Source organism: Streptomyces sp. NPDC087270 (genome assembly GCF_044744625.1).
Taxonomy (GTDB): Bacteria; Actinomycetota; Actinomycetes; order Streptomycetales; family Streptomycetaceae; genus Actinacidiphila.
In genome coordinates this window covers 321,657-335,579 of sequence record NZ_JBIUYR010000004.1, presented here as the reverse complement: position 1 = coordinate 335,579, position 13,923 = coordinate 321,657, and the positions used below count along the sequence as shown (strand labels likewise).

Here is a 13,923-nt window from a genome sequence, read left to right as displayed (position 1 = left end):
GGCCCGGGAACCATCCGCCGGCGGCCCGCGCCCCACCACCACCCGTAAGGCACCCACCGCCCCACCGCCCCTCCTCCGCGTCTCCACCTCACCACCTCTCCACACCGCCGGACACCGCCGGCATCCGCACCCCGCGACTCGTCACCGGGCCGGCCCCGCCGCCCCGTTCCCACCCGTGCCCGCGTCCGTGTCCACCTCCCCGGCCGCGTCGTCCCCGACGCACCGGACCCGCGCTCGGACCCGCGCCCGGCCCCGCCCCGTACCCCCGTTGTCCCTGTCCCCATGCCCGCAACCCGTATCCCGTGCCCGACCCGTTCCCGTGTCAACGTCCGGCGCCCACGCCCGTGACCCGCGCCCGTATCGGAGGAGCGCACTCGACGACACGTCGCGCACTTCGGCAGGAAGGCTCTGCGATGAAATCGGCGATATCACCCCGCCCCGTACGGCGGCCACCGCGGCCGCACCGGCCAGGGCGGCCACGACGCCTCGGCACCGCGCTCGCCGCGCTGTCGGCCACCGCGGCCCTCAGCCTGACCGGCTGCGCGGTCGGCGGCGGGGACGGCCCCGTCGCGTCCACCCCGCCCGCCCATCTGTCCGGCACCGTGCAGCTGTGGCACCACTACTCGGGCCGCGAGGCCGAGGTGATCCAGTCCGTGGTGGACGACTTCGAGAAGAAGTACCCGGACGTCAAGGTGCACGTCCACAGCGGGCAGCAGGACACCAAGATCACCCAGGTGGTCTCGTCCGGCGGCGACGTCGACGCGATGATCACCAACGTCAACGCCACGCTCGGCACGGCCTGCAAGACCATGGCGGACCTCACGCCGTACATGCGGCGCGACGGCGTCAGCACCGCCGACTTCCAGGGCATCTTCGCCCAGGCCACCGCGTTCGACGGGCGCCGCTGCTCGCTGCCGACCACCTCCGACGTGTACGGGCTGTACTTCAACACCGCGCTGCTCGCCAAGGCCGGCTACACCCAGCCGCCGCGCACTCTGGAGCAGTTGGAGGACATGGCGCTGAAGCTCACCACGTACAACAGCGACGGCTCGATCAGGACCCTCGGCTTCAACCCGCTGGTGGGGTTCCAGCAGAACACCTCCGCCACCTTCGGCGGCACCGCCGGGGTGACCTGGATGAAGGACGGCGACTCGGCCGTCGCCTCCTCGCCGCAGTGGCGCCGGCTCATCGCCTGGCAGCGCGCGTTCGTCAAGAAGATCGGCTACGGGAAGCTCAAGACGTTCACCGCGGGGCTCGGCGACGAGTGGTCCGCGAACAACGCCTTCCAGACCGGCCGGATCGCCATGGCACTCGACGGCGAGTGGCGGGTCGCCTTCATCCAGGACCAGGCCAAGAAGCTGCGGTACGGCACCGCGCCGTTCCCGGTCCTCGACGGCAGCGGCCAGAAGTACGGCGGCGGCTTCGTCTCGGCCGCCGACATCGGCATCGACAAGCGCTCGCGGCACAAGGAGGCCGCGTGGGCGCTGGTGAAGTACATCGCCGCCGACACCGACGCGGCCGTGAAGCTCGCCAACGGCGTGAAGAACATCCCGACCCTGAAGAGCGCCGCCGCCTCTCCGAAGCTCCAGGCCCCGGTCCAGTACCAGACGTTCATCGACGCGTCCGGCAGCCCGGCCAGTGCCACCAGTCCGGTCACCGAGATCGGCTCCACCCTCACCGCCACGATGGACAACTTCTGGACCACCTACCAGGAGGGCTCCGGCGGCGACCTCACCGGCGGCCTCAAGAAGGTCGACCGCGACATCAACAACGCGCTCAGCTTGCGACGGGCGAAGTGACCCATGAGTGATGTGAAAGCCCTCGGCACCGCCGCCCACCCGCGGCCGGCCGGTGCGGGCACCCCCGACAGCGGGTACGGAACCGGCGCCGCGCGCGCCCGGCGGTACCGCGCGCTGCGCGGCAGGATGGCCATCTGGTCGATGATGGCGCTGGCCACCATCGGGCTGCTGGTCTTCTTCCTCTATCCGCTCTGCGCCAACGTCTACCTGTCCTTCACCAACTACGACCTGGCCAGCTCCCCCAAGTGGATCGGGCTGCGCAACTACACCTACCTGTTCACCCAGGACCCGCGGGTGTGGCACGCCGCCCGCAACACCCTCTGGTTCGTGGTCATCCTCGTGCCGGTGCGGATGGTCTGCTCGCTCGGCATCGCCCTGCTGCTGACCCGGCGCAAGCGCGCCTCCGGCTTCTGGCGCACCCTGTTCTACGTGCCGGCGCTGGTGCCGCCGGTCGCGTCCGTCGTCGGCTTCGTGTTCCTCTTCAACCCCGGTACCGGGCCGGTGAACACGCTGCTGAAGACCTTCGGGATCAAGGGACCGCTCTGGTTCAACGACCCGTCCCTGTCCAAGCCGTCACTGCTGCTGCTCGGCGTCTGGATGATGGGCGACGTCATGGTGATCTTCCTCGCCGCGCTGCTCGACGTACCGAAGGACCAGTACGAGGCGGCGGAGCTGGACGGCGCCGGCGGCCGGCAGAAGCTCTGGTACATCACCCTGCCCAACATCTCCCCGGTGCTGCTGTTCTCGGCCGTCACCGGCGTGATCGCCGCGCTCCAGTACTTCACCGAGGCCGCCGTCGCCTCCAGCGTCGCCAACGGCAAGACCGGCATCGACGCGGGCGCCGACCAGCTCCTCGGCTATCCGAACGACTCGCTGCTCACCTACACCCAGTGGATGTACGTGCAGGGCTTCAGCAGCTTCCAACTCGGCTACGCGGCCGCCATGGCCGTCGTGCTGTTCGTCGTGGCGGCGGCCGTGATGGCGGTCCTCCTGCGCAAGGCCGGACTCTTCCGGCGGAAGGGGGTATGAGCACCGTGCCCGTCAGAAGAACACTCGCGTACGTCGCCGAGCACGCGCTGCTCATCGCGCTCGGCCTGATCTTCCTCGTCCCGGTCGCCTTCGTGGTCCTCACCTCCTTCATGGGCGGACACCAGACCCTGACCGGCGCGCTGTGGCCCCACCCCTGGCAGTGGTCCAACTACTCCACCGCGTTCCACACCGCGCCCCTGCTGCGCTGGTTCGGCAACTCCCTGCTCTACGCGGGCGCCTCGACGCTCTTCATGCTGATCTCGTCGGTGCCGATGGCCTACGTGCTGGCCAAGGTGCGCATCCGCTTCGCCGGGGCGATCTTCTTCGCGGTGATCATCGCGATGCTGCTGCCGCCGCAGGTCACCCAGGTGCCGATCTACGTGATGTGGGCGCAGTTCCGGGTGGTGGGCACCATGTGGCCGCTGATCCTGCCGCACCTGTTCGGCAACGCCTTCTCCATCTTCCTGCTGCGCCAGTTCTTCCTGTCCATCCCGACCGAGTACATCGACGCGGCGCGGATGGACGGCAACGGCGAGTGGGGCATCCTGACCCGCGTCATGGTGCCGATGGCGAAGCCCGGGATCGCCGCGGCCTCGATCTTCATGTTCTTCCAGTGCTGGAACGACTACTACGGGCCGCTGCTGTACACCTCGGAGAACCCGGACCTGTGGACGGTCTCCTACGGCCTGGCCTCCTTCCACGGCTCCCACTCCACCGACTGGGGCGTGATCATGGCGGTCACCACCCTCGCCACGCTCCCGGTGGTCCTCGTCTTCTTCCTCGCCCAGCGCACCTTCGTCGAGGGCATCACGCTGACCGGCGTGAAGGGGTGAGGCGCCGACCCGCACCCACCCCCGCACCGCCTCGCGGCAGCACACAGCAGCACACAGCAGCGCACGTCCGCACACGGACCACGCACGACCACGCACGACGCATGAAGGACAGTCCATGAACGGAAAGACCCTCGGGATCGGCATCATCGGTTCCGGCTTCATCGCCCACTTCCACGTACGGTCCTGGCAGGCGATCCGCGGTTCCGACATCGTCGCGACCCAGTCCCGCGACCTGGAAAGGGCCCGCGAACTCGCCTCCTACGCGGAGGAGTTGCGCGTCGGCGAGGACGTCACGCCGTACGACGACATCGCCGCCCTGGTGCGGGACGAGCGGGTCGACGCGGTGTGGGTGCTCACCCCCAACCACACCCGGGTCCAGGTGGTCAGGGCGATCTGCGACGAGGTCGTCGCCGGGCGGGCGACGCTGCGCGGCATCGCCGTGGAGAAGCCGCTCGGCCGCAACCTCGCCGAGGCCCGGCAGGTCGCCGCGCTGGTCCACGAAGCGGGCATCCCGCACGCCTACCTGGAGAACCAGGTCTACTCGCCGCGGCTGACCCGCACCCGCGACCTGATGTGGGCGCGCGGCGCCGAACGCTCCGGGACCCCGTACCTGGCCCGCTGCACCGAGGAGCACTCGGGCCCGCACTCCGCGTGGTTCTGGGACAGCGAGGCCCAGGGCGGCGGCGTCCTCAACGACCTGATGTGCCACTCCCTGGAGGCCGGCCGCTTCCTGCTGACCCCGCCGGGCAAGGACCCCTCGGACTGGCTGCGGCCGGTGTCGGTGACCGCCACCGTCGCCTCGCTGCGGTGGGGCCGCGAGCGGTACGCGGCACAACTGGAGCAGACCCACCCGGGAGTGCAGGACTACCGGACCACCCCGTCCGAGGACTACGCCAACGCGACGTTCACCTTCGTCAACGGCGACGGCGAGCCGGTCATCGTGGAGGCCATGACGTCCTGGGGATACGTCGGGGCGGGCATGCGGCTGTCGTTCGAGCTGCTCGGCCCCGAGTACTCGATGAACGCCAACTCGCTGAGCGGCGACGCGAACGTGTTCTTCTCGCGCGCGCTCGAACAGGCCGCGGGCGAGGACATGCTGGAGAAGCAGAACGCCGAGCAGGGCCTGATGCCGGTGATCGCCGACGAGCCCGCCGCGTACGGCTACACCGCGGAGAACACGCACATCACCCGCGCGTTCGCCGACGGGCGCACGCCGCTGGAGTCGCTGGACAGCGGGGTCGCGGTGACCGAGCTGCTGATGGCCGCCTACTACGCGGCGGAGACCCAGACCGTGGTGCGCTTCCCCGTCGACCTGAGCGACTACGTGCCCGCGATCGCGCGGCGCGCCTGGCACCCGCGCGCGGAGCAGGGTGCGCGCGAGGAGAAGGGGGCTCAGGCATGACCGCCGGCCCGACCGGACCCACCGCTTCGAACGGCCCGGTGTACGGCCGTACTTACGACGAAGGGCGGCTGGCCGAGGTCGACGCGCTGCGGGAGACCGTGGCCACGCTGCCCGCGCGGCTCGCCGGCGGCGTCTGGCGGCCCGAGTGGCGGCGCGTGCTGTTCGCCGGGATCGGGGCGAGTGCCGCCGCGCTGGCGTCGCCGCTGTACGCGCTGCGCGCGGCCGGGGTGGACGCCTGGCGCACGGACTGCTCGGACTACCCGGTGGCGGCGGGCCGGCCGGACGTGGTCGTCGCCCTGTCCCAGAGCGGGCGCAGCAGGGAGACCGCGGACCTGGTGACCCGGTTCCGCCAGGCGGGGGTGCCCACGCTGGCCGTGACGAACGCCGACGACAGCCCGCTGCGGGAGGCCGCCGGCGCCGCCCTGACGCTCGGCGCGCAGCCGGACAGCCGGGTCTCGACCGTCGGTTTCGTCGTCACGTACGCGGCGGTCGCGATGCTCGCCGAGGTCGCGGCGAGTGGCGCGGCGAGCGGTGCGGCGAGCGGCTCGGTAGACGGTGCGGTGGACGGCCGCTGGCGCGAACTCCCCGACCTGATCGAGGAGTCGGTGGCGCGCAACGCGGAGGTGCTCGGCGAGTTCGCGGCAGGACCGCTCGCCCGCGGCTCGGCCGACATCGTCGCGGCGGCGCCGCAGCTCACCACGGCCGAGGCCGTCGCGCTGCTGCTGCGCGAGGGGCCGCTCGTGCCGTCGGCGGCGTACGGCACCCGGGCATACCTGCATGGGCCGATGGACTGCGCGAGCGAGCACACCAGCCATGTGGTGGTGGGCGGCGCGCGGGAGCTGGCCCTCGCGCGCCAGTTGACGCAGAAGCCCACCGGTGTGCTGGCGGTGACGGACGGCTCGGCGCCCGTCCCGGCGGGCGTGCGGCCGGTGACGGTCCCGGCCCATCTGACCGCGCCGCAGCGGGCATTGGTGGAGGTGTGCGTGCTCCAGGAGCTGGTCGCGGCCACGGCGGCGGTGCGCGGCAACCCGGTGGACGAGGTGGCGTTCGCCCGGGAGGACACGAAGATCGCGGCGCTCGCGGAACTGTAGGCCGCCGCGCGCGAAGGGCCCCGGGAGTCCGGCGGATTCCTGGGGTCCTTCGACGTGCCGGGCGGGTGGGCCCCGGTCGGTCACGGCAGGGGTCGGGCCCGGCCGAGACCGAGGGCGAGCATGGTGAACGGGCCGAGGGCGCCCGGGAGATCGTCAAGTGGCGTGCGGGCGGCGGCTGCCGGAGACGGCGAGGGGGTGCCGCCGGCGTCGGCGGACTCGTAGGCGTGCGCCATGACGTCCTCCTCGACGGGAGCCGCGCCGGGCGCGCCGTCCGCGCCGTCCGCGCCGTCGCCCGCGTCGCCCGCGTCGCCCGTGTCGCCCGCGTCACCGGAGGAGGGTTCCGGGTCCGGGGCCGCGACGGTGCCGATCTTGCGAACGGCCGCCCGCAGCCGCGGACTTGCCGCCAGCACGATCAGCGGCACCACCATCGGCGCCGCGAGCACCACGGACGCCGTCAACGGCCCCTGGCCGGCGATGAGGAAGCCGGTGAGGCCGGGCCCGGCCCACGCGATGCTGATGGCGAGCAGGGTGACCGCGCCGCCGACCCGGCCCTGCAGATGCGTCGGGGCCTCCACGCTGATCGTCAGGCCCACCAGGGAGCCGACCGACGGCAGCGAGAACACCACGAGGCCGACGGCCACCGCGCTGGTCAACTCGTCGCCGGTGGACGCGCACGGCATCATCAGCAGCCACGCGACCGACGCCGCGGCGACGATCGTGGTCGGCTTCAGCCGCTTCAGTATCCACCCCGCGCACAGGCCGCCGGCGATGCCGCCGACACCCGCCGCGGTCAGCACCAGCCCGGCCGAGACGGGGTGCGCGCCGTCGTGCGAGACGCCGAACGCGGCCAGCAGTTCGATGGAGCGGCCGAGCAGGTTGACGTACGCGGCGAAGACGACGAGCACCACCAGACCGCTGCGGCGGAACACCCAGCCGAAGCCAAGCGTCAGCTCGGTGGCCGTGCTGCGCAGCGGACTCACCGCCGCGACGCCGGCGCCCGTGCCCTTGCCCGTCCCCGTGCCCGTGGCCGCAGAGGCTTTGGGGCGCGGGATGTGCCGGTAGGCGACGCGCGTCACCAGCACCAGCGACAGCAGGTACGAGCAGCCGTCCGCGACGAACGCCATCGGCGCCCCGACCGCGAGCAGCAGACCGCCGAGCGGCGGCCCGACCGCGATGGCGATGTTGCTGCGCACGATGTTCCGGGTGATCGCCTCCCGGCGCCGCTCCAACGGCACCGCCTGGCGCAGCACCCCGGACTCGGCCGGGCCGAACACCGAGGAGAACAGCGCGATCGTCGCCGCCGACCCGACCGCCACGATGGTGGTGAGGTTCCCGGTGGCGAGCGCGCACGCGAGCAGCAGCGCGACGGCCGCCCGTCCCGCGTCGCACAGCAGCATCAGCGCCTTGCGGTTGTACGTGTCCGCGATCAGCCCGCTGGGCAGCTTCGCCAGGAGCTGGGCGATGCCGACGACGGTGGCGACCAGCGCCGCGTCCACGGCGGAGCGGGTCGCCGCCAGAACGGCCAGCGGCAGCGCGAGGGACGTCATCTCGCTGGCCACGTCGGACAGCGCCTGGCTGACCCAGATCAGGGTGAAACTGCGGTTGATCACGTCATGCCCCCGGGGCGTGAGCCGGATCGTCCATGCGTCGGACAGCGGGTCGGGATACGGGGCGGGATACGAGGAGGGGTACGAGGCGGGCGCCGGAACGGGCGACGATCGCGCGCCGGGTCACGCACCGGAGCGGCGCTTGGCGACGTACAGGCCCTTGGTGTGCGCTTCCTCGTCCACGCTGTCGGAGAGCGAGCCGTCGCGCTCCAGCCCGTGGGCGGCCACCAGGTCGAGTCCGCCGGCATCCAGCGCGGCGGCGAACTCCGCGCGGCTGTGGTGCCGTTGGAGGTGCTCGACGCGCTCCCGGCGCCAGGTGTCCGGCTGCCCGGGGATGCTGCGGAAGGCGTTCATGACCATGCGGAACCGCTTAGGGTCGCCCTCCCGGGTCAGGAAGCGCCCGCTCATGGTGGCGTACAGGCCGTCGTACTCGTAGACGTGCGTGGACGTCATCAGCGTGTAGCCGCGGCTGGTGTTGGCGTCGAAGACGAGCACGCCGCCGGGCCGCAGCACGCTGCCGATGCTCGCCAGCGCGTCGGTCAAGTGGGCCTTGTCGGCGAGGTAGTTGGCGATGTCGCTCATGCACAGCACCACGTCGTAGCTGCCGCTCGCGGTGAACGGCAGCCGCAGGTCGTGGACATGGAACTCGATGCCGCGGTCCGCGTACTTGTCGCGGGCGACGCCGATCATCCCCGCGCTGATGTCCACGCCCACCGGGTCGAAGCCGCGCTCGGCGAAGGCGACGGTGCTGCGGCCGGTGCCGCAACCGGCGTCCAGCAGTCTGTTCCCCGGCGGGTCCGCGCGTTTGATCAGCGTCTCCAGGATGTTCCCGAAGACGGTGTAGTCGTCGCCCTGGGACAGCAGGTCGTAGAACGGGGCGGTGGCGTCGTAGGCGACGGCGGCGTGGTCGGTGGGGATGGTGGAGGTCACGTGCGCTCCTCGGTCCGGCGGGACGGGGCGGGCTCGGGCGGGGCTGGTGGGCTCAAGGGCTTGTGGGCCGGGTGCGTTGACGCCCCGTCAGGCGAGGCTGCGGCGTGGTCAGCGGGCGGCCTCCTCGATCTCCTGGGCCGCGGCCGTGGCGCTCTTGGCCTGGGCCAGCGCGGTCCCGAGCGTGCGGGCCGCGGTACGCAGCCGCGCGTCGCCGACCGCGCGGCTCACCGCGTCACCGGGCGCCGGGTGCACGGGCAGTTCCGCCGCGACCCCGGCGCGCAGGCACGCGGCGCCGAGCAACCGCTGCTCACCGCCGTTCGGCCGCAGCAGCAACGGCCGTGCGTGCAGCAGCGCGCCGAGCACCGGAGCGCTGGTCCCGTTGCTGACGACGGCCTCGGCCCGCGCCAGCAGATCGCCCATCCGCGGCCGGCGGACCGTGACGACATCGGACCCGGGCGCGGGCGCACGCGTGCTGGTGCGGGCCAGCTCCACGACGGCCTGGTGGCCGGTGCCGGTGAAGGCGGCGTCGATCCAGCGCCACAGGCTCTCGCCGCCGAACGTGCGCCCCAAGTGGACGTAGACCAGCGGCTTTCCGACCCGGTCCAGGTGCTCCGCGAGGGTGTCGTCATCGGGGTGCGGCGAGGCGCCGGCGGAGGGCGGGTCGTCGTCGGGGGACGGCTCCCACCACAGCGGGCCGACGTGCCGTACGCCCCGCGGCAGCACCGCTCCCGGCAGTTCGAGGCCGGGGTGCCCGCGCAGCAGGAACGCCCGGCCGAGCAACTGCCTCGCGGGATCGGCGGGTTGCGGTGTGCGAAGCCCCAACCGGTCGCGCAGCGCCTGGTGGTGCTTGAGGGTCTCGGCCAGCCGCCAACGCCGGTCCTCCGCGTCCGAGTCGGCGTCGAAGCCTCCGTCCGAGTCGGTGTCCGGGTCCGGGTCCGGGCCGGCCGTGTCCCCGCCGACCGCCGGGCCCGCGTACGGCCACAGGTGGCAGGTCAGGCCGAGCACGACCACCGGCAGGTCCAGGACCTCGGCGGCCAGCAGCGCACCGGGACACAGCACGGAGGTCACCACGACATCGGGCCGCAGCGCCCGCGCCGCGTCCCGCACCACCCGGTACTGGGACTCGCCGTCCCGGAACCAGCGGCTCACGTCGAAGGCGTACGGCTCCCGCTCCGTCGCCGCGGGCAGGACCGCGATCCCGGCGGCGGCGGCCGCTCGTCCCGCCGCGCCCGCGGCGAACAGCGTGACGTCGTGCCCGCGACGGTGCAGCTCCAGGGCCGCCGCCGTCGCCGGGTGCAGGAAGCCGCCGCTGCTCAGCGGGCACAGCAGGACCTTCACGAGCGGGTCACCGCCAGGGACCCGGGCCCGGACCGTGCGCCGACTCCGTTCGCGGCCGGGGACGTTGTCGGTGCGGCGGTTGCCGCCGCCGCGGCGGCTCGGCGCCTGTGGTCGCGCAGCAGTTCCAGCAGGCCGACCGTCAGCGCGTCGTCGAACGCCCGCGACTGCGCGGCCGTCGTGGCGCTGACCGCGAACTCGCCGCAGCTCACCCACCGGTCGGCCGGGTACTCCCGGTAGCCGTCGTCCACGCTGCCGACTTCGTATCCCGGCTTGCCGATCGTCTCCCAGCAGCTGTACAGCGTGCCGTCGGCGTTGATCACCGCGCCGGTGCCGCCGTCGCGTTCGCCGCAGAAGCCGCAGGCGCTGCCGCCCGGCCAGCCCACGGTGAACCCGAGCTCCAGGGCGTCCGCGTAGGCGCGCAGCAGCACCTCGACGTCGTCCGCCGAGCGCTTCATCACCGGGTCGAACATGCCCTCGTAGTTGAGCACCGGGGCGATGTCGAAGGTGCAGCGCGCCGGGTCGATCCGGCCGGCGAGGTCGGCGACGAGGCCGCCGAGCAGCGGCAGCCCCTCGGCGGTGGTGTTGAGGCGCAGCGACAGCCGCAGGCCGGTGGCCTCCTGCACGGCGGCGCAGTTGTCCAGCACCTTGTCGAAGGTGCCGCGTCCGGACCGGGTGAAGCGGGTGCTGTCGTGCAACTCGCGCGGCCCGTCCAGGGTGATCTGCGCCGAACGCAGCCCGGCCTCCTCCAGCCGGCGCGCGGTCCGGGGCGTCAGCAGGACGCCGTTGCTGACCATGGAGGCGGTCAGCGGGGCCAACCGGGAGAGCCGGGTGAGCAGTTCGGTGCAGCCCCAGCGGTTGAGCAGCGGCTCGCCGCCGAAGAGCAGCACGAACAGCCGGTCGAGTCCGGTGGCGCGCAGGCGGGGTTCGGTGAAGGCCACGATCTTGTCGATCATCGGGCCGTCGAGCACCTCGCGCGGGATGCGCGGCGGGTCGAAGCGGCCGGGCCGGGCGGCCTCGGTGTTCTGGAAGCAGTACGGGCAACCGAGGTTGCAGGCGGTCGAGGTGACCACGGTGAGGCTGTAGCGGGCGGCCGGCTTGGGCTGCTCGACGCCGAACCGCTCCAACTCGGCCTGTCCTTCGGCGGTCAGCCGCCCGCCGTCGTGGAACCGCTTCGGCATGAGCACGGTGGAGCCGGGACCGAGGTACCAGACACCGGACTTTCCTTCGAGGACTCTCATCGTTCGCCGTGGGCTTCCTGTCGAGGGGCGTGACGGGCGGGGCTGACGGGCGGGACGAAGGTCCCGGACGAGGGGCCGAGGAGCCGGACGAGGGGGCCGACGTGAGGGGTCCCGGACCGGGCGCGCGGCCTCGCGGCGACGCGCCGGTCCGGGCCCTCCGGGACCGGTGCCGTCAACGGCGGTGCGTCAACGGCGGTGCGGGCGCGCCGGCGCCCGCTCCCCTGTGGCTCAGGCGTTTTCCTTGTCGTACACGCCACAGATGACGCCGTCCGACGGCAGCTGCTCGGCGGAGTGGCCCTCGACGTCGTTGCCCAAGAGCGCGGGCGCGGCGTCCTTGTCGTACACGCCGCAGATGACCTCGACGCCCTCGAATTTCTCGGCCCCACCAGACATGGATTCCTCCAGGGAAGTAAAGGTGTTTTCGGGGTGCTGAGCGCCCCCGATTTCCGAGATTACGGCAGCCCCACCAGGGTGTCAATAAGTCGATTCCCCTTGCGCTTCGCCGCATTTTCCGACCTCACGCCGTAAAACGGCAAGAGGAATTCCGACTCCGAACAGCGCACCGTGAAAGGTGACGTGAATTTCCCGAGGAAACGGCAAAAGGGCAGGCCAGAGACATCCGAGAGCCCAATTCCCGCGTACTCCGCGAGTGACAATCCGTTTTCTGCGAAGCTATTCCGCGACTTCTTCCGATTCGCCGGAATCGTCGGCGCCGGCGTCCGCGGAATGCGCTTCGACCTCCATCAGAACGGGGTCGACATAGAGCGGGCACAGTGCGGACGACATACCGTCGAACCGCTCCGGATCATCCTGCATGAATTCCTCCTCGTAGCTGTGGGGTGCGTGGAGGTGCGTGTGCCGAACAGGGTCCCTACGGTGCCCGGCCGGTTTCCGGGTCCGGGGTCGGGCCGGGGGTCGGGCCGGGGGTCGGGTCCGGGGTCGGGCCAGGGGGCGGACCGGCCGCCGGGTCCAGGAGGTCGGCGAGCGCGGCGAGCAGCGCGTGGCCGGCGTCGGCACGCCGGCCGGTGGCTCCGGCGAGGGCGGACCTGATCCGGTCGAGGGGTTCGGCGGTGGGCCGGGACACCGTGGCCCGGCCGGCATCCGTACCGGCCCCCGTGGCCGAACCGGCGTCCCCGGTAAGCCCCGTACGGGCCGTGCGCCGGTGGCTCAGCAGCAGCGCCAGCGCGGCCGTGCTCTGGTGGGCGAGTTCGGAGAGCAGGTCCATGGCGTCCAGGTCGCCGACGCCGTCGGTCTTCGGGTCGAGCACTTCGAGCACCCCGATGATCTCGCCCGCGTGCTCCATCGGGACGGCCATCAGGACGTCGGGCACCAGGCCCGTGCTGAGCGCGAAGTCGCGGTCGAACCGGTCGTCGTCGGCGACGCCTCGTACGATCACGGTCTCGCCCGTGGCCGCCACCCAGCCCGCGATGCCCTGCCCCGCGGGGATCGCCGTGCCCACCAACCGGTCCTCGCCCACGCCCGAGGACGCCTCGAAGACCAGCAGGCCCTGGTCCTCGTCGCGCAGGAAGACCGAGGCCGCGGCGGCGGAGAAGGACAGCCGGGCCAGCCGTACCGTCGACCGCAGGATCTCGTCGTACGACGGCGACTGTGCTGGGTGCTGCGGACCGCTCATCCCTGGCTCCTCCTCAGGTTCCCCGCGGTGGCGGTCAGGACGTGGCGCAACTCGGGGGTGCGGAAGCGCGGATGGCGCTCCAGGATGCGCGCGCACAGGCCCGTCACGTGCGGGGCGGCGAAGCTGTTGCCGGACACCACCCGCTTGCCGCCGCCCGGCCAGGGCGCCTCGACGGCCACGCCCCGCGCGAACAGGTCGACCGGCGGGTCCGGGTTGGCCTCCACGTACTCCGGGTCCGGCTCGGCGTGCGCGCCCACGGACAGCACCGAGGGGAAGCGCCACGGATAGCTGTCCACCGGGCTGTTGTGCGCGGCCGACACCAGCGTCACGCCCGCGAAGTACGCCGCGTCCGCCAGGTCGTGCAGCCGCTCCTTGTGCTCCTCGCGGCGCGTGGACAGGCTGACGTTGACGACGGCGAACCGCCGTTCCACCGCCCATTCCAGGGCCCGCACCAGCGCCTCGCCGCTGCCCCGCAGACCCGACCCGAGGATGCGGACGCTGGTCAGCTCGCACTCCGGCGCCAGCGAACGGATGATGCCGGCGCAGGCCGTACCGTGCCCGGCCAGGTCACCCGCGGTGTCCGGGACCACGTCCCAACGCGCCCCCGGCGCGGGCGTGTCGGGCTCGGCCACGTACGACTCGGCGCTGCCGCCGATCGCCGGATGCGAGCTGTCCACGCCGCTGTCGATCACGCACACCCGCACCCCGCGCCCGGTCGCGCCGCCCCAGGCCCAGCCGCGCTCCACCGGCTGCGCCGCGGCCACCCGGCCCGCGTCCAGCGCGCCGCCCACCGAGGCGTGCGCGAAGCGAATCCGCTGCCGGGCCACCACCCGCGCGGGGGCCGATAACTCCGCGGGCGACGCGTCGGCCGCCCCTTCGCGCACCCCCTCGCGCACCCCTTCACACACCCCTTCACGCACCGCTTCAGGCACTCCGGCCGGCGGCTTGCCCGGGGTCGTCCCATGCGGCGGCCCGACCGCTTCACCAGGCTCGGAAGCCATGGGTCGCCCCTTCCACAGCGCC

The 13,923-nt window shown here is 72.6% G+C and carries 13 protein-coding genes; 5 read left to right on the top strand and 8 right to left on the bottom strand.

All coding sequences use genetic code 11. From position 1 onward, the window contains the following. Positions 1–413: 413 nt before the first annotated feature. The 5 genes from ACIPAE_RS10570 to ACIPAE_RS10550 all read left to right on the top strand — a co-directional run bounded on the left by ACIPAE_RS10570 (position 414) and on the right by ACIPAE_RS10550 (position 6,154). Positions 414–1,799, top strand: coding sequence for an extracellular solute-binding protein (locus ACIPAE_RS10570; protein WP_329367409.1), 1,386 nt, complete (start codon positions 414–416; stop codon positions 1,797–1,799). A 141-nt stretch (positions 1,800–1,940) separates the two neighbouring features. Then, complete coding sequence (locus ACIPAE_RS10565; RefSeq protein ID WP_402444500.1) at positions 1,941–2,828, top strand: carbohydrate ABC transporter permease; 888 nt, start codon at positions 1,941–1,943, stop codon at positions 2,826–2,828. Further along, positions 2,825–3,661 (top strand): carbohydrate ABC transporter permease, encoded by an 837-nt coding sequence (locus ACIPAE_RS10560; RefSeq protein ID WP_328466165.1) that lies wholly within the window; start codon positions 2,825–2,827, stop codon positions 3,659–3,661. The genes ACIPAE_RS10565 and ACIPAE_RS10560 overlap by 4 nt, the downstream gene beginning before the upstream one ends. Before the next feature lie 115 nt (positions 3,662–3,776). Next, on the top strand, positions 3,777–5,063 hold the full coding sequence (locus tag ACIPAE_RS10555) for a Gfo/Idh/MocA family protein (protein WP_402444273.1): 1,287 nt from the start codon (positions 3,777–3,779) through the stop codon (positions 5,061–5,063). Then, positions 5,060–6,154 (top strand): SIS domain-containing protein, encoded by a 1,095-nt coding sequence (locus ACIPAE_RS10550; protein WP_402444271.1) that lies wholly within the window; start codon positions 5,060–5,062, stop codon positions 6,152–6,154. The genes ACIPAE_RS10555 and ACIPAE_RS10550 overlap by 4 nt, the downstream gene beginning before the upstream one ends. Positions 6,155–6,234: 80 nt before the next feature. On the opposite strand, the gene ACIPAE_RS10545 is transcribed toward ACIPAE_RS10550, so the two are convergent. From ACIPAE_RS10545 to ACIPAE_RS10510, 8 genes are all read right to left on the bottom strand, one after another. Next, positions 6,235–7,764 carry an MFS transporter gene (locus ACIPAE_RS10545; RefSeq protein WP_402444270.1) on the bottom strand — a complete coding sequence of 510 codons (1,530 nt, stop codon included), beginning with the start codon at positions 7,762–7,764 and terminating at the stop codon, positions 6,235–6,237. Positions 7,765–7,884: 120 nt separating this feature from the next. After that, positions 7,885–8,691 carry a class I SAM-dependent methyltransferase gene (locus ACIPAE_RS10540; protein ID WP_402444268.1) on the bottom strand — a complete coding sequence of 269 codons (807 nt, stop codon included), beginning with the start codon at positions 8,689–8,691 and terminating at the stop codon, positions 7,885–7,887. 108 nt (positions 8,692–8,799) lie between these two features. Beyond that, on the bottom strand, positions 8,800–10,029 hold the full coding sequence (locus ACIPAE_RS10535; RefSeq protein WP_402444266.1) for a glycosyltransferase: 1,230 nt from the start codon (positions 10,027–10,029) through the stop codon (positions 8,800–8,802). Next, entirely contained in the window at positions 10,026–11,267 is a 1,242-nt protein-coding gene (locus tag ACIPAE_RS10530) for a radical SAM protein (protein WP_402444264.1), read from the bottom strand. Before ACIPAE_RS10530 ends, ACIPAE_RS10535 begins: the two co-directional genes overlap by 4 nt. 228 nt (positions 11,268–11,495) lie before the next feature. After that, positions 11,496–11,660, bottom strand: coding sequence for a hypothetical protein (locus tag ACIPAE_RS10525; RefSeq protein WP_328466179.1), 165 nt, complete (start codon positions 11,658–11,660; stop codon positions 11,496–11,498). Positions 11,661–11,939: 279 nt separating this feature from the next. After that, positions 11,940–12,083: a hypothetical protein gene (locus tag ACIPAE_RS10520; RefSeq protein WP_402444262.1), complete on the bottom strand. Its 144-nt coding sequence runs from the start codon at positions 12,081–12,083 to the stop codon at positions 11,940–11,942. A 55-nt stretch (positions 12,084–12,138) separates the two neighbouring features. Next, positions 12,139–12,900 carry a GAF domain-containing protein gene (locus ACIPAE_RS10515; protein WP_402444260.1) on the bottom strand — a complete coding sequence of 254 codons (762 nt, stop codon included), beginning with the start codon at positions 12,898–12,900 and terminating at the stop codon, positions 12,139–12,141. Beyond that, entirely contained in the window at positions 12,897–13,796 is a 900-nt protein-coding gene (locus ACIPAE_RS10510; protein ID WP_366413303.1) for a S8 family serine peptidase, read from the bottom strand. The genes ACIPAE_RS10515 and ACIPAE_RS10510 overlap by 4 nt, the downstream gene beginning before the upstream one ends. Positions 13,797–13,923: the final 127 nt, after the last annotated feature.

Bases quoted from the DNA above. Each gene is read 5' to 3' on its own strand.
- ACIPAE_RS10515 (WP_402444260.1), bottom strand. From the start codon at position 12,900: ATGAGCGGTCCGCAGCACCCAGCACAGTCGCCGTCGTACGACGAGATC.
- ACIPAE_RS10530 (WP_402444264.1), bottom strand. From the start codon at position 11,267: ATGAGAGTCCTCGAAGGAAAGTCCGGTGTCTGGTACCTCGGTCCCGGC.
- ACIPAE_RS10570 (WP_329367409.1), top strand. From the start codon at position 414: ATGAAATCGGCGATATCACCCCGCCCCGTACGGCGGCCACCGCGGCCG.
- ACIPAE_RS10550 (WP_402444271.1), top strand. From the start codon at position 5,060: ATGACCGCCGGCCCGACCGGACCCACCGCTTCGAACGGCCCGGTGTAC.
- ACIPAE_RS10565 (WP_402444500.1), top strand. From the start codon at position 1,941: ATGATGGCGCTGGCCACCATCGGGCTGCTGGTCTTCTTCCTCTATCCG.
- ACIPAE_RS10560 (WP_328466165.1), top strand. From the start codon at position 2,825: ATGAGCACCGTGCCCGTCAGAAGAACACTCGCGTACGTCGCCGAGCAC.
- ACIPAE_RS10520 (WP_402444262.1), bottom strand. From the start codon at position 12,083: ATGCAGGATGATCCGGAGCGGTTCGACGGTATGTCGTCCGCACTGTGC.
- ACIPAE_RS10555 (WP_402444273.1), top strand. From the start codon at position 3,777: ATGAACGGAAAGACCCTCGGGATCGGCATCATCGGTTCCGGCTTCATC.
- ACIPAE_RS10525 (WP_328466179.1), bottom strand. From the start codon at position 11,660: ATGTCTGGTGGGGCCGAGAAATTCGAGGGCGTCGAGGTCATCTGCGGC.